This window comes from Salinibacterium sp. GXW1014, from assembly GCF_044769865.1.
Lineage (GTDB): Bacteria > Actinomycetota > Actinomycetes > Actinomycetales > Microbacteriaceae > Homoserinimonas.
In genome coordinates, this window is the sequence record NZ_JBIZWA010000002.1 from 471,839 (window position 1) to 496,757 (window position 24,919).

The following is a 24,919-nucleotide window of genomic DNA, read 5'->3' on the forward strand; positions in this document are numbered from 1 at the left end:
GTCACCGTCACGGCGACGAGCCTCAGGCTGGGAGCTGGTCCTCGCGGTCTTCGCCCTGGCTCGCCAGGCTGACGTTGTCGACCGGGCCGATCAGGGTCTCCACTGCAGCGAACACCGACTCGACGTCACCCTCGCGAGCTGCCTGCCGTGCACGTTCCGATGGAGTATGCAACAGCACCCCCAGCAGGTGGCGCATGTCGGCCTCGGATTCCTCCGACCAGGTACCGCGGCGCTTCGCGCGCTCGATTTCGGCGTCGAGGATCTCGAACGCCCGTCCACGCATGGCGGTGATGGCGGGGCCGGCACGACGTTCGGCCTCCCTCGCGTGGAACTCGGCAGCGGCGTCGAGCACGAGTTCGTGCGCGTCACTTGTGGCCGTCAGCTCCTCGAGGGGTGCGTGGAGGCGGATGGTCTCAAGGTCGAGCAGTTCGATGCCCGAGATGTGGGCGACCGCGGGATCGACGTTGCGTGGCAGGCCGAGGTCGACGACGAGGCGACGTTCGCCCTCGTGCAGGACCTCGGGCGTGACGACCGGCTCGGGCCGGCTCGTGCAGGTGATGACGACACCCGCGGCGGCGAGGGAGGCCGACAGGTCTTCCGTCGCGACGAGTCCCAGTCGAGCGGCGAACTTCGCGGCCCTGCCGGAGGGGGAGAAGACGGTGATCTGCTGGACGCCGCGGTCGCGGAGCGCAGCGACCGTGGTGGCGGCGTATGCACCCGTGCCGATCAGGAGCACGTGGGTCTTCGACCAGTCGGAGATGCGGCTGGAGGCGAGCTGGAGGGCCAGTCGCACGACGGAACGCCCAGCGTGACCGATGGCGGTGCGGGTCTTCACACCCCGAGACGCCGTCGACGCCTTCTGGAAGAGGCGTTCGAGATTGGATGTCGCGGTGCCGAGCGTGCGCGCGGCATCCAGCGATCGGCGCACCTGGCCGGCGATCTCGTCTTCGCCGACGACGACGGACTTGAGGCCCGACGACACCGCGAAGAGGTGGTGCACGACCTCGTCGCCGCCGATCGCCTCGACCGAGGATACGAGCTGCTGGCAGTCGATGCCGCTCGACTCAGCCAGCGCGCCGAGGATCTTCTCGGCCGCTTCCGCACGGTCGTGCACACGGGTCTCATCGACATCGAGGTACGCCTCGAATCGGTTGCATGTGGCGAGCACGACGGCACCCTGCACGAATTCGTTGTCACGCACGAAGCGCGGGCCGATATCGGCGCCGCCAGCAGACAGGCGTTCGAGTACGTCGAAACTCGCACTGCTGTGGTTGGCGGAAAGGCAGACGAGCACCCATCCATGGTACTCGCCCATCGATGACAGACTTGACGTGTGAGCCTTCCTGACCAGCATCCCCTCGTGACCGGCCGCACGGCCGGCTCCGCCCTTGTCCGCAGCTACCGGGGCGAGCGCGTGTCGCCCCTTCCCGTCTGGTTCATGCGCCAGGCGGGCCGCTCGCTTCCCGAGTACCGCGAGCTGCGCGAGGGCACCGCGATGCTCGACTCGTGCCTGACTCCGTCGATGGCGAGCGAGATCACGCTGCAGCCAGTGCGTCGCCACGGCGTCGACGCCGCGATCTTCTTCAGCGACATCGTCATTCCGCTGCGGTTGGCGGGGGTCGGGGTTGAGATCGTCGCGGGTCGCGGCCCGGTGCTCGACACGCCGGTGAGGTCGGCGGCGGATGTCGCGGCGCTCCCAGAACTCGACCCCGACTCCCTTGCGCCCATCACTGAGGCGGTCGGCATGACCGTCGAGCAACTCGGCGATACGCCCCTCATCGGCTTCGCGGGCGCGCCGTTCACGCTCGCCTCGTATCTCGTCGAGGGCGGGCCGTCTCGCGAGCAGTTGCGCACTCGCGCCCTCATGCATTCCGAGCCCGAGGTCTGGGCCCGGCTGCTTGACTGGACCGCCGACGTCACGGGTGCCTTCCTGCGCGCACAGCTCATGGCGGGCGCGAGCGCGGCGCAGCTCTTCGACTCCTGGGCGGGCTCGCTCTCGCTCACCGACTACGAGCTTCGGGTCGCGCCCCATTCCCGTCGTGCCTTCTCGCACATCGATGACCTCGCGGTCCCCAAGGTGCACTTCGGTGTCGGCACCGGGGAACTTCTGGCGGCCATGCGCGATGTCGGTGCGGATGTCGTCGGCGTCGACCACCGCATCCCGCTCGATGAGGCAAACCGTCGCCTCGGCGGGACCGTGCCCCTGCAGGGCAACATTGACCCAGCACTGCTTGCCGCGCCGTGGCCCGTGCTCGAGAGTCACGTGCGCGATGTGATCACGCGCGGCGGCGAGGCTCCCGCCCATGTAGTGAACCTCGGACACGGCGTGCCGCCGGAGACCGACCCGACCGTGCTGACGCGCGTCGTCGAGCTCGTGCATTCGATCGGTGAAGCGGGGGAGTGACCGTCAGACGATGACCGGGTCTGCCGAGAACGAGGTGCCCGGCGAGGGCCACGACGACGTGACGCCTGGGGCGCCGATGGGGGAGCCCGAGTCGCTCGATCATGTCGCCGACTGCATCGTCGTCGGAGCCGGCGTCGCTGGGCTTGTGGCCGCGCGCGAGTTGGTGCTCGCCGGGCTCTCGGTCATCGTGCTCGAGGCAGCTGATCGCGCTGGCGGCAAGGTGCGCTCGCACGTGGTCGATGGTCTCACCCTCGACGCGGGAGCCGAGAGCTTCGCCACGCGACGCGGCACGGTTGCCGACCTGGTGGAACGGCTCGGTCTCGGCGACGACATCGAGGTACCGGATGCCGCGGGTGCCTGGCTGCAGGCGAGCGACACCGATGCCATGCCCCTGCCGAAGGCGGGAATGCTCGGCATCCCCTCGGTGCCCCTCGCAGCCGATGTCATCAGGGTGATCGGCCTCGGCGCGGCCCTGCGCGCCCAACTCGATCTTCTCCTGCCGGGCGTGATCGGTTCCCGGGAGACAACGCTCGGGGGGCTTGTGCGCCGCAGGATGGGCGCGCGGGTCGTTGAGCGCCTGGTGGCACCCGTGACGATGGGCGTGCACTCGCGACATCCCGACTCGCTCGATGTGGATGCCGTGGCACCGGGACTTCGCGCGGGCCTCAAGAACGAGGAGTCGCTCGCGTCTGCCGTCCGGGTCATGCGCGCGGCAGCCCCCGCCGGGTCGGCCGTCTCAGGCATCCGAGGGGGAGTGTCGCGGCTCGTCACTGCACTCGTGTCTGCGCTTGAGCGCTTCGGCGTCGAGGTGAGGTACGGCACTGCCGTCCAGGGGGCGGATGCCGCGGGCGTGACGCTCGCTGATGGGAGCCGTCTCACGGCCCGCGCCGTCGTGGTCGCCGCTCCCGACCGGGGCCTGACCCAGCGTGAGGGCACGTGGCCAGACGCGGAGGAGTCGCGAATCGCGCTCGCGACCCTCGTTGTGCGATCGCAGGAGCTCGACCGCGCTCCCCGCGGCACGGGCGTGCTCGTCGCCGAGGGCTGTTCCACGATCACGGCGAAGGCCCTGACGCATTCGAGCGCGAAGTGGGCGTGGTTGGGCGAGAAGGCGGGGGAGCATCGGCACGTGCTGAGGCTCTCCTACGATGCTCGCCGTGTGGAGAAGCACGACGAGACCGCGTTCCTCGACCAGGCCATCAGTGACGCGACGAAACTGCTCGGCACGCGACTCTCCCGCGGCGACGTGCTCGGATTCGCGCGCACGGACTGGGTCGCGGGCACGCCGGATCGCAGGCCGACGGATGACGGCGTCACAAGGCTCGGCGAGACGGTCGCCGGCACGGGCCTTGCGGCGGTGGTCGGCCACGCGCAACGCGAGACACGGGCGCTTGCGGCCCGTCTCGGTGAGGATGCCGTTTCCTGAGTACCGGCGTGCGGCAGGATTTCGATTCTCAGCGGCGCGAGAGGATGATTGAGGCATGACCTCGACCCCTCCCTCACCGCCTGTCGCCCCCATCGTCACCCCGGTTTCTGGCGAGACCGAGTACACGCTCTGGGCGGTGCTGCGCAAGGACCCGCAGGCGCACGCAGCGGGCACTCCGGCGATCGACCCGGTCGCTCAGGCGGAGCTGAGCGCGACGATCGAGCAGGTCGAGGCGAACGGCACGACGCTCCGGGGCATCTACGACGTCTCGTCGATCCGCGCCGACGCCGACGTGATGTTCTGGCTGCACGGCACCTCACCCGAGGCGATCCAGGCGGCCCTGCGCGACCTGCGGCGCACGAGCATCCTGCGACCGCTCCTCCCGACCTGGAACGCGATGGGCGTGCACCGCGACGCTGAGTTCTCGGCGGATCACATCCCGTCCTTCATGCGCGGCAAGGAGCCCGCCGACTGGCTCACCGTCTACCCCTTCGTGCGCAGCTACGAGTGGTACCTCATGGACCCGGCCGAGCGCCGCTCGATGCTGGGCAAGCACGGGCGCCTGGGTGGGGCGTTCCCCAACGTGCTCGCGAACACCGTGGCGTCCTTCGCGCTCGGCGACTACGAGTGGATCCTCGCGCTCGAGGCCGACGACCTGCTCGAACTGGTCGACCTCATGCGGCACCTGCGGGCGACGGATGCTCGCATGCACGTGCGCGAGGAGGTGCCGTTCTACACGGGCCGTCGCATCGAACTGAGCGAGCTCGTGGATGTGCTCTCGTGAGTGTCGTCCCTGGAGCAAGTGCCGCCGCGGCATCCGGCCCTGAACATGTGACGGAGCCCGTCGCCTACGACGCCATCCTGCTCGCCTCCTTCGGCGGGCCAGAGGGCCAGGACGACGTGATCCCGTTCCTGCGCAACGTCACCCGCGGCCGCGGCATCCCCGACGAACGCCTCGAGGAGGTGGCCCATCACTACCGCGCCTTCGGTGGCGTGAGCCCCATCAACGACCAGAACCGCGAGCTCAAGGCCGCGATCGAGGCCGAACTGGAGCGGCGCGGCATCGACCTTCCCGTCTACTGGGGCAACCGCAACTGGGCACCGTATGTAGCCGAGGCGCTGCAGCAGGCGCACGACGACGGCCACCGCACCCTCATCGCGATCGGCACGAGCGCCTACAGCTCCTACTCGAGCTGCCGCCAGTACCGCGAGGACTTCGCCGGGGCTCTCGCCGAGACCGGGCTCGAGGGCGTCGTCACGATCGACAAGGTGCGGCAGTTCTTCGACCACCCCGGTTTCGTCGAGCCCTTCGTCGAGGGTGTCACCTCGGCCCTCGAAGAGCTCGCAGGGCGTGGCTTCGCGCCCGCAGAGACGCACGTGCTCTTCTCGACGCACTCCATCCCGACGACGGATGCCGAGCGCAGCGGGCCAGCCGAGCGCGGCTTCGGTGAGGGCGGCGCCTACGCGGCCCAGCACCTCGCGGTCGCCGAGGCCGTCATGGCTGGGCGCGAGGTCGACTGGACACTCGTCTACCAGTCGCGCAGCGGCCCGCCCAGCCAGCCCTGGCTCGAACCCGACATCAATGACGAGATCGAGCAGCTCGCCGCGAAGGGCATCAAGGCCGTCGTGATCGTGCCGCTCGGCTTCGTGAGCGACCACATGGAGGTCAAGTGGGACCTCGACACCGAGGCCATGCAGACCTCCGAGGAGCACGGCGTCGCGGCGATCCGCGTGCCCACGCCCGGCGTGCACCGCGCCTTCGTCTCCGGGCTCGTCGACCTCGTGCTTGAGCGGCGCGACGGCGTTCCCGTCGAGGAGCGCCCCGCCGTGACATCCCTCGGCCCCTGGTATGACGTGTGCCGACCCGGATGCTGCGAGAACGTGCGGCTGGGCTTCAAGCCCGCCCTCGCGGGGATCGCGCCGTGAGCGCCCGCGAGCCGATCCGCATCGGCACGAGGGGCAGTGCGCTCGCACTCGCCCAGACGGGTCACATGGCCGACAAGATTCGTGCCGTCTCCGGCCGCGAAGTCGAGATCGTGCGCGTGACGACGGAGGGCGACACCAGCCGAGCATCGCTCTCGAGCCTCGGCGGCACGGGTGTCTTTGCCAGCGCGCTCCGCGAGGCACTCCTCGCGGGTGAGTGCGACCTCGTCGTGCACTCCCTCAAGGACCTCCCGACGGCCCTCGCGCCGGGACTGCGCATCGGGGCCGTGCCCAAGAGGGCGGATGCTCGCGATGCCCTCGTCGCGCGCGATGGCCTGACGCTCGAGACGCTACCCGAGGGCGCATCCGTCGGCACGGGCTCTCCGCGGCGCGTGGCACAGTTGCACGCCCGCCGACCCGACCTCGACGTGCGCGACATCCGGGGCAACATCGACACTCGCATCGGCTTCGTGACCTCCGGGGAGCTCGACGCCGTCGTGCTCGCGGCGGCGGGGCTTGGCCGTGTCGACCGGCTCGATGTCGTGACCGACTTCTTCGCCCTCGACGAGCACCCGTCCGCTCCCGGGCAGGGTGCGCTCGCGATCGAGATGCGTGCCGCGCCCGACTCGGCGCTCGACCGCGTGGTGCAGGCGATCGACCACGGCACGGCACGCCAGACCTCGACCGCGGAACGCTCCGTGCTCGCACGCCTCGAGGCCGGATGCGCGGCGCCCGTCGGCGCGACGGCGATCGTCGACAGCCAGCTCCTGCTGCTGACGGCGACCGTCTACAGCATCGACGGCACGCAGTCCCTGACGGCATCGCACGGCGCAGTGCTGGAGGGTTCCGCCGCTGAGCGCGAGCAGCAGGCGCGCGAACTCGGCGAGCGTGCGGCGGACGAACTACTCGAGCGCGGTGCGGCCGAGCTCGCCCCGCTTTCCTGAGCCATGACTGCGGCGCGCACGCCCCTCGACGGATGCCGGGTGCTGATTCCCCGCGGCGGGGAGTTCGGCGCCCGGCTGGCCGCGGGGGTGCGTGCCCTCGGGGGCTCGCCCCTCGTCGCGCCGCTCATCGACTTCGTCGAGCCTGATGACCGTCGCCCGCTGGAGGACGCGATCGCCCGGCTGGCCGCGGGAGCATACGACTGGCTCGTGGTGACGAGCGCGACGACCGTTGAGGCGCTCGGCGACGTACTCGCGGCCCTGCCGCCAACGACCCGCGTCGCGGCCGTCGGTCCCGCAACCGCCGCCGCGCTCGAGGGGCGCGGCGCCGAGGTGCATCTCACGCCGGCCCACGACCACTCTGCCCTCGGGCTGCTTGCCGCGTGGCCCGACGATTCCGGCCGGGTGCTGCTGCCGCAGTCCGAGATCGCCGCCGAGACCCTCGAGTCGGGGCTGCGTGAGCGGGGCATGGCCCTGGATGTCGTGACGGCCTACCGCACCGTCGCCGTCGAACTCGACCCGGCGGTTCGCGAAGGCGTGCGCTCGGGGGAGGTCGGCGCGGTCCTGCTCACCTCCGGCAGCACCGCACGCCACCTCGCTGCCCAATGCGCACCGCTGCCCGGAGGCATCCGGGTGGTCTGCATCGGTGAGTCGACAGCGCGTGCGGCGACGGCATCCGGGCTTCGGGTCGACGCCATCGCGGAGCGCAGCGAGGGGGAGTCTCTCATCGGCGCCCTCGTAGGATTGAGGGCATGACTTCCGGCCCAGGAATCCGTCCACGCCGCCTTCGCAGCACCCCCGCGATGCGCCGTCTGGTGGCGGAGACGCGCATCCACCCCGCCCAACTCGTGCTCCCCGTCTTCGTGCGCGAGGGCATCGCAGAGCCTGCGCCCATCGCGTCGATGCCGGGGGTCATGCAGCACGACCTCGACGGCCTGCGCAGGGTCATCGGCGAGGCGGCAGAGGCAGGGCTCGGCGGCGTCATGCTCTTCGGCGTGCCCGAGACGAAGGATGCGATCGGATGCGGCGCGAGCGATGAGCACGGCATCCTCAACGTGGCGACACGCGTCGCGGTCGAGGAGGCCGGCGACGCACTCGTCGTGCAGACGGACCTCTGCCTCGACGAGTTCACCGACCACGGCCACTGCGGCGTGCTCGACAGCGCCGGCAGGGTCGACAACGACACGACGCTCGAGCGTTACCGGGAGATGGCACTCGCGCAGGCCGCGAGCGGCTCGCAGCTGCTGGGGCTCAGCGGAATGATGGACGGCCAGGTCGCCGCCGTGCGTGATGCCCTCGATGCCGAGGGCTACTCCGACACCGCGATCCTCGCCTACAGCGCCAAGTATGCCTCCGCCTTCTACGGCCCCTTCCGTGAGGCCGTCGACTCGAGCCTGCAGGGGGATCGCAAGACCTACCAGCAGGACCCCGCCAATCGTCGCGAGGGGCTGCGCGAAGCGCTGCTCGACCTCGCGGAGGGCGCCGACATCGTCATGGTCAAGCCGGCCATGAGTTACCTCGACGTGCTCTCCGATGTCGCCGACGCGAGCGACGTTCCCGTGTGGGCCTACCAGGTCTCGGGGGAGTACTCCATGATCGAGGCAGCCGCCGCGAACGGTTGGATCGACCGCGAACGCGCCATCGAGGAGTCGATCGTGGGCATCCTGCGCGCCGGCGCCGACACCGTGCTCACCTACTGGGCGGTCGAACTCGCCCGCAGCCTGCGCTGACAACCCCCGCCGAGACCCAAGGATCCTCCATGACCTCCAACACCTCCTCCTTCGATCGCGCCCGCGCGCTCATCCCCGGCGGCGTCAACTCCCCGGTGCGGGCCTTCGGCTCCGTCGGCGGCACCCCCCGCTTCCTCGTCTCCGCGAAGGGCGCGATGGTGACGGATGTCGAGGGTCGGGAGTACGTCGACCTCGTCGCATCCTGGGGTCCAGCGCTGCTGGGCCACGCGCATCCGGCGACCGTCGAGGCCGTGCAGGCGGCGGCCGCACGCGGGCTCTCCTTCGGCGCCTCGACGCCCGGCGAGACCGAGCTTGCGGAGCTCGTGATCAAGCGCCTCAGCCCCGCCGTCGAGAAGCTTCGCCTCGTGTCGACGGGCACTGAGGCCACCATGACCGCGATCCGCCTCGCGCGCGGGGTCACTGGCCGCGACCTGCTCATCAAGTTCGCCGGGCACTACCACGGGCATTCCGACGGGCTGCTCGCCGAGGGCGGCTCCGGCATCGCGACGCTCGCGCTGCCGGGTTCGGCAGGCGTGCCCGCGGCGATCGCCGCTCAGACCCTCGTCGTTCCCTACAACGATCTCGAGGCGCTGCGCGAGGTCTTCGCGACGCATGGCCCGAACATCGCGGCCGTCATCACGGAGGCCGCCGCCGCCAACATGGGCGTCGTCGCGCCCGACGAAGGGTTCAATGCCGAGCTCGTGCGCATCGCCCACGAACACGGCGCGCTCGTCATCCTCGACGAGGTACTCACGGGCTTCCGCGTCTCGCAGGCCGGCTGGTGGGGCATCGATGGCCGAGGCACGCATCCCTACACGCCCGACATCTTCACCTTCGGCAAGGTGATCGGTGGCGGCATGCCCATCGCTGCGATTGGCGGGTCTGCGGCGATCATGGATCACCTCGCGCCCGTCGGCCCCGTCTACCAGGCGGGAACGCTGAGCGGCAACCCGCTCGCGGTCGCGGCCGGCATCGCCACCATGCGGGCAGCGGATGCCGCGGTCTACGAGCACCTCGACCGCACCGCCGACGTGCTCGCCGACGCGGTCTCCCGGGCCCTCGCGGCCGAGGGCGTCACGCACGTGGTGCAGCGGGCCGGCAACCTCTTCTCCTTCGCCTTCCGCGACTCGGCTCCGCGAAACTATGCGGAGGTCAAGGAGCAAGACGCCTTCCGCTATGCGCCGTTCTTCCACGCCATGCTCGACGCGGGCGTCTCCCTGCCGCCCTCGGTCTTCGAGGCGTGGTTCGTGACGGCGGCTCACGACGATGCCGCCGTGTCGCGCATCGTCGAGGCACTGCCCGGGGCCGCGAAGGCGGCGGCCGAGGCGGTCGCGCCCTAGGGGATCTCGACGACCGACTGGATGGGCTCGTGGTCGGAGGGTGCGCGCCCCTCGAAGCGGCTCGTGTTGATGGCGGCGAGCTGCACCTGCAGTTCGGGCGTCGCGAACATCCAGTCGATCCTTCGGCCATTCGCCTTGGGCGCCCTGTAGCCGGAGTAGGTGCCCACGTCACGACCGCGCCGCTCGCGGGCGTGCTCCCAGGTGTCGAGGAGGCCCGCGCCCTGCAGCGCCCGGTAGGTCGCTGTTCCCGGCACGTCGTTGAAGTCGCCCATGACGATCGCCGGGCGCGGCGATCGTTGCGCGAGGCTCACCAGAAGGTCGGCGGAACGCCTGCGGGAGCGTCGTGACAGGTGGTCGAGGTGCACGTTGAGCACGCTGAAGCGGGCGCCCGTGGGGGTGCGGAACTCGGCCTGCACGGCGATGCGGGGCACCATGTTGCCCCAGCCGCGCGAACCCGCAACCATCGGCGTGGGGGAGAGGGCGAACTGTGACCAGACCGTGAGCTCGACACGGGTGGTGTCGTAGAAGATGGGACATCCCTCCCCGCCGCCGTCGGCCCGGCGTCCGCGACCCACGCGCCGGAAGTCGGCGCCGAGCATCTCGGCAAGCTCGTCCGCCTGCGGCACCATGGCTTCTTGCACGCCGATGATCGCCGGCGCCTCCGCCCGCAGCAGGCGCTCGACGAGCGCACGCCGGGCGGGCCAGAAGTCGGGGCTGTTCCTGCGCGTTCCCGCGATCGTGCGACGGATGTTCCAGCTCATGATGTGCACGGCGGGCGGCGCGACGGGGCCGATGACGGCTGCGTCGTTCTCCGCGTGTGGCGCCGGCACGGTCATCGCCGTCCGCGTCGGGTGCCGCCGCGGGGGGCACGGGACTTGCCGGATGCCTTGGAAGGCGTGCCGGACTTCGGCGTGGCGCCACGGCGCTTGGCAGGCGCGGAGGACTCGGCCTTCGCGGGCGCTGCGCCGCGCGAGCTCGCAGCGCTGCGACCCCGAACGATCCCGACGAAGTACTCGACGTCGTCGCTCGTCGCGTCGATGGGCCACGCGATGGCGACCTCCGTCTCGGGAGCGTCTGAGAGGGGCACCGCCACGACATCCTTGCGGGCGTGCAGCCGGGCGATGGAGTGGGGCAGGCGCACATAGCCGGCGCCAGCGGCGACGATCTCGACGGCATCCGCGGCTGACTCGTGTCGCTCGGCCTCGCCCTCGAGGTCGGGCTGCGTGACCGCCTCGAAGAGACTGATCGGATGCTCCTTTGCCACGACCACGACGGGCACCTCGCTGTAGAGGCGGATGACGTTCAGGTCGTCGCGCTCGATCGGCAGGCGCACGAAGCAGACGTCGACCTCGCGGGCGTCGAGCGCCGCACGTTGCTGCGCCTCGGCGAGCGGGATGACCTCGATGGGGGCCCCAGGGCGGCGTTCCTTCCAGGCTCGCGTCCACCTGGCCACGGTGACGCCGGGGACGATTCCGACGCGGAACGGCTCGGCGGGCGAAGGCATGCCCTCAGGTTACGCTGGGTTGATGACCGAGCAGACCATGAAACCAGCAACCGCGGCCCAGAAGCTCGGCGTATACCTCCCCGCGACCCCGGCCGAGTTCCAGGCGGCACCTGTGACCCGCAGCCAGCTGAACGAGCTGCTGGAGTCGCCGCCCGAGTGGCTCGTCGAGCTGCGTCGCACGGGCCCGCACCCGCGCTCGGTCGTCGCAGCCAAGCTGGGCGTCTCGAACGCAGGGCTCGCCCGCGGCGGCGTCACCGAGGCGCTCACGACGGCGGAGATCGACGCCCTGCTGCAGGACCGACCCGAGTGGCTGGTGCGCGAGCGGGCCACGCAGGCCGCCGTGCGCGACGAGAAGGCGCGACTCCGCGAGAAGAAGGTCAAGTAAGACGAAGCGAGCCGACCCCGCGGGGTCGGCTCGTGGTGTCACTCCGCCTTGCGCTTGCTTGCGGCCTTGTCTTTCTTGTCGAGGCGCTTCTCCTTCAGCGTCTTGCTCGCTGCAGTCTTGTCGCTGGACTTCCGAACGGATTTGTCTGCCATGGCCTGGCCTCTCCTTGGGAGCGGGATGCTCCTTCCTGACCATACGCGGTGCGCGGGCATCCTGGGCGCACCGCGTCGTGGCCGCGCCTAGAATCCACACCATGCCCACGGTCTCCGTCATCGTTCCGTCATGGAACGACGCCGAACTCCTTCGTGAATGCCTGACGGCGCTGGCGGCACAGACGCTCCAGCCCGATGAGGTCATCGTCGTCGACAACGCGAGCACGGATGCGACAGCGAGTGTCGCTCGCAGCTTCGGCGCCCGCGTGGTCGAGGAGCCGGTGCGGGGCATCCTGCGCGCGACCTGCGCGGGGTTCGATGCCGCGACGGGCGACATCGTCGCCCGCCTCGATGCCGACTCGGTTCCCGCGGCCGACTGGGTCGAGCGGGTCGCGTCTCGCCTTGAGCGGACCCCCGCGCCCGCCGCCGTCGTCTCCGATGGGGAATTCGTCGGAGCGACCCGGGTCATCCGCTGGTTCGGTCGCCGCGTCTACCTCGGCGGGTACTTCCGCGCCATGCGGCTGATCTTGGGGCAGCCTCCACTCTTCGGCTCGAACATGGCCATGCATCGCAGCGCGTGGATCGCGGCGCGCCCACGCGTGGATGTCTCGACTCCCGCCGTGCATGACGACCTGTACCTGAGCATCCGCCTGCCCGCGCAGGTGCGCGTCGTCTATGACGACGCCATGCGGGTCACGATCTCCGCGCGGCCCTTCGCCTCACCCGCGGCCATCGTCAAGCGGATGGCGTGGGGCTGCAACACGCTCCTGGAGGGACTCATCCGGGGAGGCCTGCTTCGCGGCCGTAGGGAACGTCGGCGCGAGCACAGGGGTGTGCCCGCGAGCCTGTGAGCCCGCCGCATGTCCCGACCGCGGTGCGGTGCTTCGCTGGGGAGCGAACCGTTTCGCCAGGAGGAGGCATCATGAGCACGAGCGACAGCCACGAGAACGCCAAGCACGACGACATCAAGAACGACAACGAGTCGACGGAGCTTGAGGGCGCCGCGGTCGACAGCCCCCGAAGCGAGCGCGACGTGCAGGAGCTCCAGCGCTCTCAGATCGGCGAGAGCCCGGCCCTCGACGATCCCGACATCGACGACTCGGATGTCTCGGTGCTGCCGGGCACGGGCGGACAGGACGACCAGGGCGACGTCGCCGTCGACCCCGATGAGCTGAACATGCCGAGGGACACGGGTGCTCACTAGCACGCTTCGCCGTGCGAGCGGCCCCGGTATCGTTGGCCCGATGATCTCGCTACGTGAGGCCGCCCAGCGGCTCGACATCCCCCTCGAGATGGCGAAGCGCCACGGGCTTCCCGCGCGCATGGAGGAGGCCGAGGTCGAACGGATGCGCGCAAATCCGCCGCAGTGGCTCGCCCAGTCACTCGCGAACCGCAAGGTGGGGGCACGCCCCGTCTGGGTCGAGCTCCGTTGCGATGTGTGCGGACGCACGGAGTCGGTGCGACCCAAGAAGTGGTGGCCGGAGTTCACCTACGTCACGTGCGAGGAGCACTCCCGCGACGAATTGCCGAGCCCCGGAGCCCTCTACCGCCAGGAGGTCGACGGCATCGGCAGCCGATTCGTCGGCATTGCGGATGTGACGGCATGAGCGGCATCGACCCCTCGGGACTCGCCCCGGATGCCGCGGCGCACCTGCGCGGGCGCTACCGGCACTTCAAGGGCGGCGTCTATGACCTCGTCGACATCGCCCGCCACAGCGAGACGAGCGAGGAGTGTGTCGTGTACCGCTCTGCGTCGGGCGAGCTGTGGGTGCGCCCCAGGTCAATGTTCTTCGAGATGGTCGAGGTTGACGGTCGCCGAGTGTCTCGCTTCGAGCGCATGGGCGACGCCGAACACTCCTAGCCGAGAGACGCCACGGGCCCCGGATCGCTCCGGGGCCCGCGGCGGGTATCCAGTAGCTCGACTCAGCGCCCGTCGTGCTTGCCGTAGGAGTGGTGCCAGGGGTGCGGGTGCCCCTTGCCCTTTCCGTGGCCCTTGCCGTGACCCCAGCCCTTGCCCTTGCCGGGGTGCTTCTTCACGTCGGCATAGGTCGCCGTCGCGTGGGCGATCGCATCGGAGAACTGGTCGAGTGCTTCCACACTGACGTTCTCGATCGTGTCGCACTCGGAGTGGTAGCAGGGGTCGTAGGCCTCCCCGGCGGTGCCGCCGAACAAGGCGGCCTCCTCCTCCGTCTTGATTCCTTCGGCGCCCGAGAAGAGCCCGCCGGCGGGGATGCCAGCGTCAATGAACGCCTTGTAGTCCGAGCGTCCGCTGAACTCGGTTGGCGCCGATGCGAGGCCCTGCGAGGCGAACCACTCAGTGAAGAGCGCTTCGATCTCCGCCGAGCCGTCAGGTCCTGCGGTGCCGAAGGCGTCTCCGTCTCCGTCGTAGACGAAGCGCACGAAGTTCGGCGACCCGACCATGTCGAAGTTGAGGTTCGCGCTGTGTTGCTGGATCTCGGCCTCGGTCAGCTGCTCCACGTAGTGGGTCGAGCCGATGAGCCCGTCCTCCTCGCCGCCCCAGAAGGCAAATCGCACCCGATTCTGTGGCGTTCCCTTCGTCTTGGCCAGCTGGATGGCGGTCTCAAGGATGGCCGCGCTGCCACTCGCGTTGTCATTGATGCCGGGACCTTCCGCGACACCGTCGAGGTGGCCGCCGACGACGACGGTCTTGTCGGGGTTGCCCTTGCGCGTGTCGGCGATGATGTTGAAGGTGTCCACCGTGCGGGTGGATGCCTCGACCGCGACCCGCACGGTGACCTCCTCCTGCGCCGACGCAAGTGCGAGGGTCTCACCGAGCGCATACGTCGTTCCCACCGTGGGAATCGAGACCTGCGGCGTGGCGAGGGTTGCGAGCAGCAGGCCGCTGCGGTCCTCGCCGTTGCCCTGGTTGAAGATGACCGCGGCGACAGCACCCGCAGCAGCTGCGTTCTCGACCTTGACCCTGAAGTCACATGTGCCGCGTTGCACAAGTGCGATCGAGCCGGCTGTGAAGCCTGCGAAATCTTCCGCCTCGCATCCGCTCGTCGATGCCCTGTCTCCTTCAAGGTTCACGTCGACGGCCTCGATGGGTGCCGTCACGTCACCCGCCCCGGAGTACTCGACGACTTCGAACTCGGTGCCGACGACGTAGGGGAGCGCCGTGGGGGTCACCTGTTCGAACGCGGTGCTGCCCGCGACGAACTGCTCGTAGGTGAAGGGCTGGCGCACCGGGTCGTACCCGGCTTTGCGGAGCTTGTACTCGACATAGTCGGCCGCGGCCTCATAGCCGGGTGTGCCCGACTGGCGGTTGCCGCCATTGGCATCCGCGATCGCCTGGAGGGCTTCGAGGTGGTCGACGACCTTGTTGACTTTGACGGCCTCGGGCAGCGTATTGCCCTTGGAGTGACCGTGGCCTGGCCCCTTGCCCTGGCCATGTCCATAGCCGGGGCCCTGCCCCGCGTAGGCGGGCAGTGTGCCTGCGACGAGACCTCCGCTCGCGAGAAGACCTGCGCTGGCGATAATCGCAACACGGCGCAGCGTTCGACTGGTTCTCATGTGAATCCCTTCAGTGAGGAGACATCCGGCAGTCCGGAATCGTGAAGATGACGCTAACGGCCGCACCCCCACTTTGGGGGTATGTGAGAACCTTCTCATCCGACGGGAGGCGCCCGGCTGCGCTAGGTTTCGCAGGTGACGGATGACACCTCCCCTGGCCTCGTCGGCGGCACCGCGCTCTCGATCAAGCCCCATCGACCGACCGAGGATGCAGTGGCGCTCGTCGTCGGGTCACTGCTGATGTCGTTCGGCGTGCTGCTCCTGCAGGAGGTCGGCGCCGTGTCTGGCGGACTCGCCGGGGTGGCCTTCCTCATCAGCTATTCGAGCGGCTGGCCCTTCGGCGTCGCCTTCTTCCTCGTCAATTTGCCGTTCTACGTGCTCTCGGTGTTGCGCATGGGCATCGCGTTCACCGTCAAGACGGCCGCGGTCGTCGTGCTGATCTCTGTCTTCGCCGAGGTGCATCCGCTCTTCATCGAGATCGGCAGCATGGAGCCGCTCTACGCCTGCCTGCTCGGGGGAGTGCTCATGGGCATGGGCATGCTCGTGCTCTTCCGCCATCGCGCGAGCGCGGGCGGGCTCGGCATCCTCGTGCTGTACCTGCAGGATCGCTTCGGCTGGAGCGCGGGGCTCGTGCAGCTCGCGTTCGATGCGAGCATCGTGCTCCTGGCGCTGCTGGTGGCGGATGTCGCGACGGTTCTCGCCTCGGTGGCGGGCGTCGTTGTGCTCAACGTCATCCTGGCGATGAACCACCGCCCCGGGCGCTACCTGGGCTGAGAGTGCGCCCGGGTCTTGGGACTAGGCGCCGATGAGTGCTTCGATGGGTCCTCGCGCGAAGTAGACGAGGAAGCCGGCGGCGACGATCCACAGCAATGGCGAGATCTCCCGCACCTTGCCCGAGAGCGCACGGACAATGACCCAGCTGATGAAGCCGACACCGATGCCGTTGGCGATCGAGTAGGTCAGGGGCATGACGACGACCGTGAGGAAGACGGGCAGGCCGACCGAGAACTCGGTCCAGTCGATGAAGCGGATCTGCGAGACCATGAGCACGCCGACGACGACAAGGGCAGCACCGGCGACCTCGAGTGGGACGACCTGCGTCAGCGGAGTGAAGAACATCGCGGCGAGGAAGAGCACGCCCGTGACGACGTTGGCGAGACCCGTGCGGGCACCCTCTCCCACGCCTGCTGCTGAGTCGATGAAGATCGTGTTCGACGACGAGGAGGTGGCACCGCCGGCGACGGCACCGATGCCCTCGACAAGGAGCGCGCTGCGGCGGCGGGGGAAGTTGCCGGTCTCGTCCTGGAGCCCGGCCTCCTTCGTGAGCCCCGTCAGGGTGCCGACCGCGTCGAAGAAGTTGGTGAAGACGAGCGTGAAGATGAGCATGATGGCGGCGAGCCAGCCGATGCGCTCGAAGGAGCCGAAGCTGAAGGCACCGATGAGGCCGAGATCGGGGACGGAGACAATCGACTCCGGGAGGGTCGGCACGTTGAGGTTCCACCCGGCAGGGTTCGGGCCGTCCTCGGTGAACGAGGGGCCGATCTTGAAGATGGCCTCCACGATGATGGCGATGACCGTGGTTGCGACGATTCCGATGAGGAGGGCGCCCTTGACCTTACGGGCCATGAGCACGCCCATGATCAGGAGTCCCAGCACGAAGATGACGGTCGGGATGCTCGTGACCGAGCCGCCCTCCCCGAGCTGCACGGGCGGGGATGCCGCGCCGCTCGAGCGCACGAAGCCGGCGTCGACGAGACCGATGAAGGCGATGAAGAGGCCGATGCCGACCGTGATCGCCGTCTTGAGCGGCGCAGGCACGGCGTTGAAGATGAGCTCGCGCAACTTGGTCACCGAGAGCAGCACGATGATCAGGCCGTTGATGACGACGAGGCCCATCGCCTCGGCCCAGGTGACCTGGCCGACGACGCTCACGGCGAGGAAGGAGTTGATGCCGAGGCCCGCCGCGAGGCCGAAGGGGAGATTCGCGACGAGGCCGAAGAGGATCGTCATGACGCCCGCGGTGAGCCCCGTGACGGCGGCGAGCTGCTGGCCGTCGAGCATGTTGCCCGCGACATCCTCCGTGCCCCCAAGGATGAGGGGGTTGAGGATAACGATGTAGGCCATCGTCATGAAGGTGACAAGCCCACCACGGATTTCGCGGCCGACATTCGACCCTCGCTCCGTGATCTTGAAGAACTTGTCGATGCGGCTGCCTGAGGGTGCTGTCGTCGAAGTCACGGGATCACTGTAGCGATTCCCGCGACCCTCAGTGCACGCTCGGCTGCCCCGTAAGCGGGGGAGGGGCGGTATCGCGGCGGTGCGCGAAGCGCCGCACCGCCTTCTCTGCCTCGACGATCACGAGCACGGTCGACCCCGCTGCGATGCAGACGAGCCATTCGAGCGGACCGAGGGCGGTGACGCCAAGGATGCCGGCACTGACGGGCCACGTCATCGCGCCCCAGTGCACCGCGAGCGCACCGAGGGAGGTGAAGAACAGCGGCTTGTTGTTAAGGAGCTTGAGTTGGAAGACGGACTTGTATTCGGCCCGCGAGCTGAAGACCTGAAAGAAGTTGAACATGACGAACATCGTGAGGGCGAGGCTTCGGGCGCGATCGAGGTCGTAGTCGAGCCGGAGGGCCACGATGAAGGCCAGCAGCACCCACAACGCCATCCAGAGGCCGGTGATGCCGGCCCGGAACCAGAGCGTGCGCGAGAGGAGACCCTCGCGAGGGTCGCGAGGGGGACGGTTGAGTTCATCACCCTCACCGGGCTCGTAGGCGAGCGCGATGTCCTGCACTCCGTTGGTGACGACGTTGACCCAGAGCAACTGCACGGGAAGGAACAGCAGTGGTGTGCCCGCGAAGACGCTGAGAGCGACCGCCACAAGCGCTGCAGCCCCCGTCGAAAGGAGGAAGTAGGTGGCCTTGCGGATGGCCGAGAAGGTCACTCGGCCCTCCTTGACTGCGCTCACGATGGTGACGAAGTTGTCGTCGGTGAGCACCACATCCGAAGCCTCCCTCGCGACATCAGTGCCGGAGCGGCCCATCGCGACGCCGATCGAGGCGGCCTTCAGCGCCGGTGCGTCGTTGACGCCGTCCCCTGTGACGGCGACAACATTGCCGTCGCGCATCAGGCATTCGACGATGCGGAGCTTGTCTTGCGGCGAGACGCGTGCGGCGACGCTGGTCTGCCGCAGTCGCGCCGTGAGGAGATCGTCGTCGAGCGTGCCCATCTCTACGCCGGTCAGGGCAGCCTTGCGCGTATCCATGCCGAGTCTTTGGGCGATCGCCATCGCGGTCACCGGGTGGTCTCCCGTGATCATCATGACCTTGAGGCCCGCGCGTCGGCACGCCTCGATCGAATCGGCGACTCCCTCGCGGGGCGGGTCGGTGAGCCCTTCGAGCCCCACAAAGGTCAGGCCAGAGGGAGCATCCAGCGTCGCCACCTGCTCGTCGGCACCCAGCACGCGGGAGCCCGTCGCGATCACGCGCAGGCCCTCGCGTCCGAGCTGTTCATTGGCCGCATGCACGAGCTCGCGGTCGATGGGCGCGCTGCCGCCAGGGGTCGCCATGGCGATGGATGCGTCGAGCACCGTCTCTGGCGATCCCTTGACATAGAGGATGCGTCGCCCCTCGGCGTCGAGGTGCACTGTCTGCGAACATCGCAGTTCGGGTTCATAGGGCTGATGAGCAACTGGCGGGTTCGATCGTTCCTGCTCGGTCACGGCGGCGCACAGCACGGCGATGCGCGCCATGGCGGCATCAACCGCGTCTCCCGTGTATTCGCCGTCTGTATCCGAGGATGGTGTCGCCTCATTCGTGAGCGCCCCCACCCGGAGCACTTCGGTCGCGAGTGCCCCGGGATTGCCGGTATGTGCGCCAGGAGCGGTCAGGTCGACCTCGCCGGCGACGGTCCACACACGTTCGACTGTGAGGCGGTTCTGGGTGAGCGTGCCCGTCTTGTCGGAGCCGATCACATTGGTCGACCCGAGCGTCTCGACGGAGGGCAGGGTGCGGATGATGGCGTTTCGGCGAGCCATGCGCGAAACCCCGAAGCTCATCGCCACCGTCAGCACTATGGGGAGGGATTCGGGGATGGTTGCGACGGCGAGCCCCACCGCGGTCCGGAACATTGTGGAGAGGTCGTTGCCGAGCACAAGGCCGGCGATGAACACAAAGACCACGCCCGCCAGCACAATGAGTCCGATGCGCCGCTCCAGCGTGTGGGTGAGCTCCTGTAGGGGAGTGACGGTGGAGGGCCGCTGAACAAGTTCGTTGATTCGGCCGAGGGTCGTGCGAGTGCCGGTCTCGATGGCGATGCCACGGCCGCGCCCGCTGGAGACGAAGGTGCCCGCATAGGCGAGGTTGGCGGCGTCCTGACGCGGTGTGTCCGCGGGCGCCACACCACTGTTCTTGGCGACCGTGTATGACTCTCCTGTCAGCATCGACTCATCGATCTGCAGAGCGTTGGCGACGACGATTCGCAGGTCTGCGGGCACCCGTTCCCCGCTCTCGAGCAGCACCACGTCGCCGGGCACGACCTCCTTCGTGTCGATCACGGTCTCGTGCCCATCTCGCAGCACGCGGCAGTTGGATGTCGTCATCGACTGGAGGGCACGCACATCCTTTTCTGCCTTGCGTTCCTGCGTGAAGCCGAGGGCCGCGTTGATGGCGAGCACCAGCAGGATGGCGATCGCGTCGACCCAGTGCCGCTGCAGGAGAGTGATGAGGGCCGCGACGGCAAGGATGCCGATGATGGGACTGGCGAACTGTCGCGCCAACACGCGCCACCAGGGGGTCGCCGCCGTGAAGGCGAGTTCGTTGAAGCCGTGCTCGTCGAGGCGTGCCCGGGCTTCGGCATTCGTCAGGCCCGCGGGCGCCGACCGTGTCGCGTCGAAGACAGCAGCCTCAGCCTGCGTGTGCCATTCGATGTCGCTGCCCGTCGCTTCGTCCTCCGTGCGCGCAGTTCCCATACTTTTCAACGCTACTGCCGCCCATGGTGCCGCGGTGAGGGCGTGACTTCCAGAATGTTTCGCCGCATGTCGGGCGGTTACGAAATGGGTCGGCGCCCCACGACAGTGGGGCTGCCTCGCTCCTAGGCTCCCGGGTGTCCGATAGCGGACGCATCCGAAGCAGAGACGAGGCCATCATGACTGACACACGCTCGACGGCGGCACGCCGCCCCCTCCACTTCAATGCCTTCGTCATGAACACCAACTCGCACATCCAGCACGGGCAGTGGCGCAGGCCGGATGCCGGGCAGACGGAGTTCAACGACGTCAACACGTGGATCAACCTGGCGCGCACCCTCGAGGCCGCCAAGTTCGACGCAATGTTCTTCGCCGACGTCTCAGGACACTACGGCGACGCGGATGCTGACATCGACACCTACGTGCGGCACGGCCTCCAGATTCCCAGCAATGACCCCACCGTGCTGCTCGGAGCCCTCGCGGTCGTCACCGAGCACATCGGACTCGCCCTCACCTCGAACGTGGTGCAGAATCATCCGTTCAACTTCGCGCGCCAGATCTCGACCCTCGACCACATCTCGAATGGCCGCATCGCCTGGAACATCGTCACCGGCACACAAGACAACGGCGCACGAAACTACGGTCTGCCGCAGCTGACCGATCATGCGGAGCGGTACCGCTGGGCCGACGAGTATGTCGATGTCGTGTACAAGCTCTGGGAGGGCTCCTGGGATGAAGGGGCGCTGCTCAAAGACAAGGACTCCGGCATCTACGCCGACCCGTCGAAGGTGCACAAGATCTACCACGAGGGTGCGCGCTACCGGGTGGAGGGTCCGCACCTGCCGTCCCCGTCGCGCCAGCGCACCCCGCTGCTGTTCCAGGCCGGGTCGTCGAAGGCGGGGGCCGATTTCGCTGCCCGGAACGCGGAAGCGGTGTTCATCATCGCGCCGAGTCCGGAGGTCGCGAGGCAGCAGATCGCGGCCACTCGCGAGCTGGCGACCAAGTACGGCCGCAGGCCCGAGGACATCAAGTTCTTCCCCGGGCTCAGCTTCATCATCGGCGACACCGAGGAGGAGGCCGAGGCCAAGAGGGCCGAGTACGACGAGTACGTGAGCATCGAGGGGTTCCTCGCCCACTCGGCGTTCGTCGACAAGACCGGTCGCGTCTACGACGAGAACACGCTGCTGAGCGAGATGGACACCAACACGGCCAAAGGTTTCATCGATTGGGCCCGCATCGCATTCCCCGACCGGGAGCCCACCCTCGGCGACCTGGTGCGCCAGCGAGCGAACGTGAATCGCATTGTGGGCACCCCCGAGCAGATCGCCGACCACCTGCAGGAGTGGCAGGATGCGGGCGCCGACGGCATCAATGTCATCAACTGGGTGCTGCCCGGGTCGTTCGTCGAGTTCGCCGAGAAGGTGCTCCCCGTGCTCCGCGAGCGGGGCCTCGCCCAGACCGACTACGCGCCGGGCACGCTGCGCGAGAAACTCTTCGGCACGCCCCACCTCAATGAGCGGCACCCTGCGGCGGCATTCCGCGGGGCCTTCGCTAACGGCCCGAGGAATTGGGCTGAAGCCGACGAGGTTCGGGCGGCAGCACTGGCGACGGCGGAGTAGCCCCTCCGGGCTACGTTCCCTGGCGCTTCCTCCATCGACTGACACTCGGGCTCGTCGCGGCGCGGTCGTCGCGCGCCTCGGCTACTCCGGAGAGTTGCCCGTGAACCCCCCGAACAGCACTGACCCGTCCCTCGCGCCAGACCTACCGTGTGGAGCACCGCACGATCGACTACCGCGAAAGGGCACGAACCATGAGGGCTGTCGTCTTCAACGGACCGTATGACGTGAGCGTCGAGACGGTCGATGATCCGAGGATCGAGGCGCCGAGCGACGCGATCATCCGCATCACGACGGCGAACATCTGCGGCTCCGACCTGCACCCCTACGAGGGCAGGGCCGAGATGGATGCGGGCATGGTCATCGGGCACGAGAACATGGGAATCGTCGAGGAGGTCGGCCCCGGCGTAGACCGCGTCAAGGTCGGCGATCGTGTGTCGGTGCCCTTCAACCTCGCCTGCGGAACATGTCGAAACTGCAACGACGGCTACACCTCCGCGTGCCTTCGCGCAAACCCGTCGGGGATGCCCGGCGCCGGTTACGGCTACCCCATGATGGGTCCGTACTGGGGCGGACAGGCGGAGCTCCTCCGCGTGCCGTGGGCGGACTTCAACCTGCTCACGCTTCCCTCCGGCGACGAGTGGGAGCGGGACTTCACGATGCTCTCCGACATCTTTCCGACGGGCTATCACGCGACGGAGCTGGCGCAGGTCACACCCGGCAAGTCCGTCGTGGTCTTCGGCGCCGGACCCGTCGGCCTGATGGCGGCCCACAGTGCCGCCATCCGTGGCGCCTCCCAGATCTTCGTCGTCGACAAGGAACCCGACCGACTGGCTCTTGCCGAGCAGTTCGGTGCGACCGCGATCGACTTCTCGAAGACCGATGTCGAAGAAGTGGTCATGGATGCCACGGACGGCATGGGAGCCGACTGCGGTGTCGAGGCGGTCGGCTACCAGGCGCACGACGCGACGGGGGAGGAGCACCCCGAGATGGTGCTCGACAACCTCGTGAAGGTCGTGCGGGCGACCGGCAGCCTCGGCGTGGTCGGCGTGTACGTACCAGAGGACCCGGGGGCGGCGACGGAGAACGCCAAGGAGGGTCGCATCGCCTTCAACTACGGAGAGGCGTTCACGAAGGGCCTCTCGATCGCCGGCGGCCAGTGCCCCGTGAAGAAGTACAACCGCTATCTTCGCGACCTCATCATCCAGGGCAGGGCCACCCCCTCCCAGATCGTCTCCCTCGAACTCTCGCTTGAGGAAGCCCCTGGCGCCTATAAGAACTTCGACAGTCGCGAGGACGGCTGGACGAAGGTGCTCCTGCATCCCTGACGGGTTCGGACCTTGGCAGGCCAGCACCTGTGGCGCTGGCCTGCTCAGGCCTACCCTGTGCGCATGAGCCGCCCCCTGCATCCGCTCGCCTCGCTTCGCCGCTTCCGGGTCATGCCGCGCTGGGTGCGGCGAATGGATGCCCGGGTCTCGCGTGCCATCAACGGGCACCGACACCTTCCCGAACTCGACCGTGGCCTCGCGCGACTGTCACGCAGCGCTCACCGCAGCCGGCTCTGGTTCGTGATCGCCCTGGTCCTCTACGTCTCGGGCGGCGCTCGGCGCCGAGCGGCAGTGCGGGGCGGGGCATCCATCGTCGTGGGCAGCGCGCTTGCAAACCTGGTCGGCAAGCGCATCTTCGGTGGCGACCGCCCTCTGCTGAAGGATGTGCCGTTGCCGCGTCGACTCAAGAAGACACCGACATCGGGGTCCTTCCCTTCCGGACACTCGGCGTCGGCGGCGGCATTCGCGACCGGGGTCGCGCTGGAATCGCGCCGCTCGGGGGCCGCCGTCGCACCCCTCGCGGCGGCGGTCGCCTATTCGAGACTCCATGTGGGCGCCCACTGGTTCTCCGATGTGATCGGCGGTGCATCCCTGGGGGCGGCGGTCGCTGTCATCGGGCAGATGCTCGTGCCAGCTCACCCCCGTGAGGAGCCGCAGCCGTCCGCGCCCTCCGTGCCCCTGCCGGCACTCCCTGACGGCACGGGAGCCTTCATCCTTGTGAATCCTTCGTCGGGCATCGACCCGCTCCGGCCCGACCCGCTCGAGGTGATCGGCGAGGCGCTGCCGGGAGCTGTCATCCATGCCCTCGAAGAAGGCGATGACCTCGCCGCACTGGTGCGAAAGGCCCTCTCGTCACCGGCGCCGCCGCGCGTGCTCGGGGTGTGTGGCGGCGACGGTTCCGTCTCGGCCGCGGCCGAGGTTGCGCGCCACGCGGGGCTTCCCTTGGCCGTGTTTCCGGGCGGCACCTTCAACCACTTCGCGCGCACGGCGGGTGTCCCCGACGTCCAGTCGGGCATCGATGCATTGCGCGTGGGATCGGGACGGCGAGTGGATGTCGCGGAGCTGGTGCTCGACGACGACCCTCCCTTCACCGTGCTCAACGTGGCATCCGTCGGTATCTACCCGGCCTTCGTCGCGGAGCGGGAGACGATGCAGTCACGCCTCGACAAACCGGTTGCGGCGGTCATTGCGGCGTTCAGGGTGCTGGCTCGCGCCGAGACGATCGACGTGACCATCGACGGCCGGCGGGCCCGCGTCTGGTCGGTCGCGGTCGCGGCGGGAGAGAACTCCTCGGCGTCGATGGTGCCCCTGCAACGGCGCAGCCTCGACGATGCGACCCTCGACGTGCGCGTGCTGCACGCCATCGGACGCATGCCACGGGTTCGCGGCCTCGTCGCGCTTGCGTTTGGCCAGCGCGCATCCGCTCTTCTCGACACGGTGCCGCTGCGTGCCAAGCTCGCGACGATCGAATCCTTCACGGCCGAGCGCGTGGCCATCGCCGTCCACCGGCGCGGGGACGGGGATGTCGAATTCGGGCACGACGGCGAGGTGTCGACGAGTGCGGGGCCTCACGCGGATGACGATGCGAGGGCGGTTGTCTCGATCGTTCCAAGAGGGCTCAGCGTCTACAGTTCGGGGCTGCCCGCAACGAGCTGACGAGCTGTGGGAGC

23 protein-coding genes are annotated in these 24,919 nt (G+C 68.8%); 17 read left to right on the plus strand and 6 right to left on the minus strand.

Annotated elements, in window-relative coordinates; all coding sequences use genetic code 11:
- Positions 1-22 precede the first annotated feature (22 nt).
- Positions 23-1,315 (minus strand): glutamyl-tRNA reductase, encoded by a 1,293-nt coding sequence (locus ACIQK7_RS12020; protein ID WP_403025109.1) that lies wholly within the window; start codon positions 1,313-1,315, stop codon positions 23-25.
- An 18-nt stretch (positions 1,316-1,333) separates the two neighbouring features.
- On the opposite strand from ACIQK7_RS12020, the gene hemE reads away from it, so the two are divergent.
- Genes hemE through hemL form a run of 8 tightly spaced genes read left to right on the plus strand, consistent with a single transcriptional unit; the run spans position 1,334 to position 9,761 of the window.
- Positions 1,334-2,404, plus strand: coding sequence for a uroporphyrinogen decarboxylase (gene hemE, locus ACIQK7_RS12025; RefSeq protein WP_403025112.1), 1,071 nt, complete (start codon positions 1,334-1,336; stop codon positions 2,402-2,404).
- Between the two features lie 10 nt (positions 2,405-2,414).
- Complete coding sequence (locus ACIQK7_RS12030) at positions 2,415-3,827, plus strand: protoporphyrinogen/coproporphyrinogen oxidase (protein WP_403025115.1); 1,413 nt, start codon at positions 2,415-2,417, stop codon at positions 3,825-3,827.
- A gap of 55 nt (positions 3,828-3,882) precedes the next feature.
- Positions 3,883-4,611: a hydrogen peroxide-dependent heme synthase gene (gene hemQ, locus ACIQK7_RS12035; RefSeq protein ID WP_403025118.1), complete on the plus strand. Its 729-nt coding sequence runs from the start codon at positions 3,883-3,885 to the stop codon at positions 4,609-4,611.
- On the plus strand, positions 4,608-5,753 hold the full coding sequence (locus tag ACIQK7_RS12040) for a ferrochelatase (RefSeq protein WP_403025121.1): 1,146 nt from the start codon (positions 4,608-4,610) through the stop codon (positions 5,751-5,753). Before hemQ ends, ACIQK7_RS12040 begins: the two co-directional genes overlap by 4 nt.
- A complete protein-coding gene (gene hemC / locus ACIQK7_RS12045; RefSeq protein ID WP_403025123.1) occupies positions 5,750-6,694 on the plus strand; it encodes a hydroxymethylbilane synthase in 945 nt (314 codons plus the stop codon). The genes ACIQK7_RS12040 and hemC overlap by 4 nt, the downstream gene beginning before the upstream one ends.
- A 3-nt stretch (positions 6,695-6,697) precedes the next feature.
- Positions 6,698-7,447, plus strand: a complete 750-nt coding sequence (locus tag ACIQK7_RS12050; RefSeq protein WP_403025126.1) for a uroporphyrinogen-III synthase — start codon at positions 6,698-6,700, stop codon at positions 7,445-7,447.
- Positions 7,444-8,421 (plus strand): porphobilinogen synthase, encoded by a 978-nt coding sequence (gene hemB / locus ACIQK7_RS12055; RefSeq protein ID WP_403025128.1) that lies wholly within the window; start codon positions 7,444-7,446, stop codon positions 8,419-8,421. The genes ACIQK7_RS12050 and hemB overlap by 4 nt, the downstream gene beginning before the upstream one ends.
- A gap of 29 nt (positions 8,422-8,450) precedes the next feature.
- Positions 8,451-9,761 (plus strand): glutamate-1-semialdehyde 2,1-aminomutase, encoded by a 1,311-nt coding sequence (gene hemL, locus ACIQK7_RS12060; RefSeq protein WP_403025131.1) that lies wholly within the window; start codon positions 8,451-8,453, stop codon positions 9,759-9,761.
- Here hemL and ACIQK7_RS12065 read toward each other — a convergent pair.
- Both ACIQK7_RS12065 and ACIQK7_RS12070 read right to left on the minus strand, forming a co-directional pair.
- Complete coding sequence (locus tag ACIQK7_RS12065; protein ID WP_403025134.1) at positions 9,758-10,597, minus strand: endonuclease/exonuclease/phosphatase family protein; 840 nt, start codon at positions 10,595-10,597, stop codon at positions 9,758-9,760. The two genes, hemL and ACIQK7_RS12065, sit on opposite strands and share 4 nt — an antisense overlap.
- On the minus strand, positions 10,594-11,265 hold the full coding sequence (locus tag ACIQK7_RS12070) for a LysR family transcriptional regulator substrate-binding protein (protein WP_403025137.1): 672 nt from the start codon (positions 11,263-11,265) through the stop codon (positions 10,594-10,596). Before ACIQK7_RS12070 ends, ACIQK7_RS12065 begins: the two co-directional genes overlap by 4 nt.
- A 22-nt stretch (positions 11,266-11,287) precedes the next feature.
- On the opposite strand from ACIQK7_RS12070, the gene ACIQK7_RS12075 reads away from it, so the two are divergent.
- From ACIQK7_RS12075 to ACIQK7_RS12095, 5 genes are all read left to right on the plus strand, one after another.
- Positions 11,288-11,650, plus strand: a complete 363-nt coding sequence (locus tag ACIQK7_RS12075; RefSeq protein ID WP_403025140.1) for a DUF5997 family protein — start codon at positions 11,288-11,290, stop codon at positions 11,648-11,650.
- 253 nt (positions 11,651-11,903) lie between these two features.
- Positions 11,904-12,653, plus strand: a complete 750-nt coding sequence (locus ACIQK7_RS12080; protein WP_403025143.1) for a glycosyltransferase family 2 protein — start codon at positions 11,904-11,906, stop codon at positions 12,651-12,653.
- A 71-nt stretch (positions 12,654-12,724) separates the two neighbouring features.
- Positions 12,725-13,006 carry a hypothetical protein gene (locus ACIQK7_RS12085; RefSeq protein ID WP_403025145.1) on the plus strand — a complete coding sequence of 94 codons (282 nt, stop codon included), beginning with the start codon at positions 12,725-12,727 and terminating at the stop codon, positions 13,004-13,006.
- A gap of 40 nt (positions 13,007-13,046) precedes the next feature.
- The gene (locus ACIQK7_RS12090; RefSeq protein ID WP_403025148.1) at positions 13,047-13,409 is read left to right on the plus strand and encodes a hypothetical protein; all 363 of its coding nucleotides are present in this window, start codon (positions 13,047-13,049) and stop codon (positions 13,407-13,409) included.
- A complete protein-coding gene (locus ACIQK7_RS12095; RefSeq protein WP_403025151.1) occupies positions 13,406-13,663 on the plus strand; it encodes a DUF1653 domain-containing protein in 258 nt (85 codons plus the stop codon). Before ACIQK7_RS12090 ends, ACIQK7_RS12095 begins: the two co-directional genes overlap by 4 nt.
- Positions 13,664-13,725: 62 nt before the next feature.
- Here ACIQK7_RS12095 and ACIQK7_RS12100 read toward each other — a convergent pair whose 3' ends face one another.
- Positions 13,726-15,336, minus strand: coding sequence for a M28 family metallopeptidase (locus tag ACIQK7_RS12100; protein WP_403025154.1), 1,611 nt, complete (start codon positions 15,334-15,336; stop codon positions 13,726-13,728).
- A gap of 135 nt (positions 15,337-15,471) precedes the next feature.
- On the opposite strand from ACIQK7_RS12100, the gene ACIQK7_RS12105 reads away from it, so the two are divergent.
- Positions 15,472-16,110 (plus strand): YitT family protein, encoded by a 639-nt coding sequence (locus ACIQK7_RS12105; protein WP_403025157.1) that lies wholly within the window; start codon positions 15,472-15,474, stop codon positions 16,108-16,110.
- A gap of 21 nt (positions 16,111-16,131) precedes the next feature.
- On the opposite strand, the gene ACIQK7_RS12110 is transcribed toward ACIQK7_RS12105, so the two are convergent.
- The gene (locus ACIQK7_RS12110; RefSeq protein WP_403025160.1) at positions 16,132-17,574 is read right to left on the minus strand and encodes an NCS2 family permease; all 1,443 of its coding nucleotides are present in this window, start codon (positions 17,572-17,574) and stop codon (positions 16,132-16,134) included.
- Positions 17,575-17,602: 28 nt separating this feature from the next.
- Positions 17,603-20,308 carry a cation-translocating P-type ATPase gene (locus ACIQK7_RS12115; protein WP_403025163.1) on the minus strand — a complete coding sequence of 902 codons (2,706 nt, stop codon included), beginning with the start codon at positions 20,306-20,308 and terminating at the stop codon, positions 17,603-17,605.
- 176 nt (positions 20,309-20,484) lie between these two features.
- Between ACIQK7_RS12115 and ACIQK7_RS12120 the strand changes: the two genes are divergently transcribed.
- The 3 genes from ACIQK7_RS12120 to ACIQK7_RS12130 all read left to right on the plus strand — a co-directional run bounded on the left by ACIQK7_RS12120 (position 20,485) and on the right by ACIQK7_RS12130 (position 24,905).
- Positions 20,485-21,924: an LLM class flavin-dependent oxidoreductase gene (locus ACIQK7_RS12120; protein ID WP_403025166.1), complete on the plus strand. Its 1,440-nt coding sequence runs from the start codon at positions 20,485-20,487 to the stop codon at positions 21,922-21,924.
- A 191-nt stretch (positions 21,925-22,115) separates the two neighbouring features.
- A complete protein-coding gene (locus ACIQK7_RS12125) occupies positions 22,116-23,249 on the plus strand; it encodes a glutathione-independent formaldehyde dehydrogenase (protein ID WP_403025169.1) in 1,134 nt (377 codons plus the stop codon).
- Between the two features lie 63 nt (positions 23,250-23,312).
- Positions 23,313-24,905, plus strand: a complete 1,593-nt coding sequence (locus ACIQK7_RS12130) for a bifunctional phosphatase PAP2/diacylglycerol kinase family protein (protein WP_403025172.1) — start codon at positions 23,313-23,315, stop codon at positions 24,903-24,905.
- Positions 24,906-24,919: the final 14 nt, after the last annotated feature.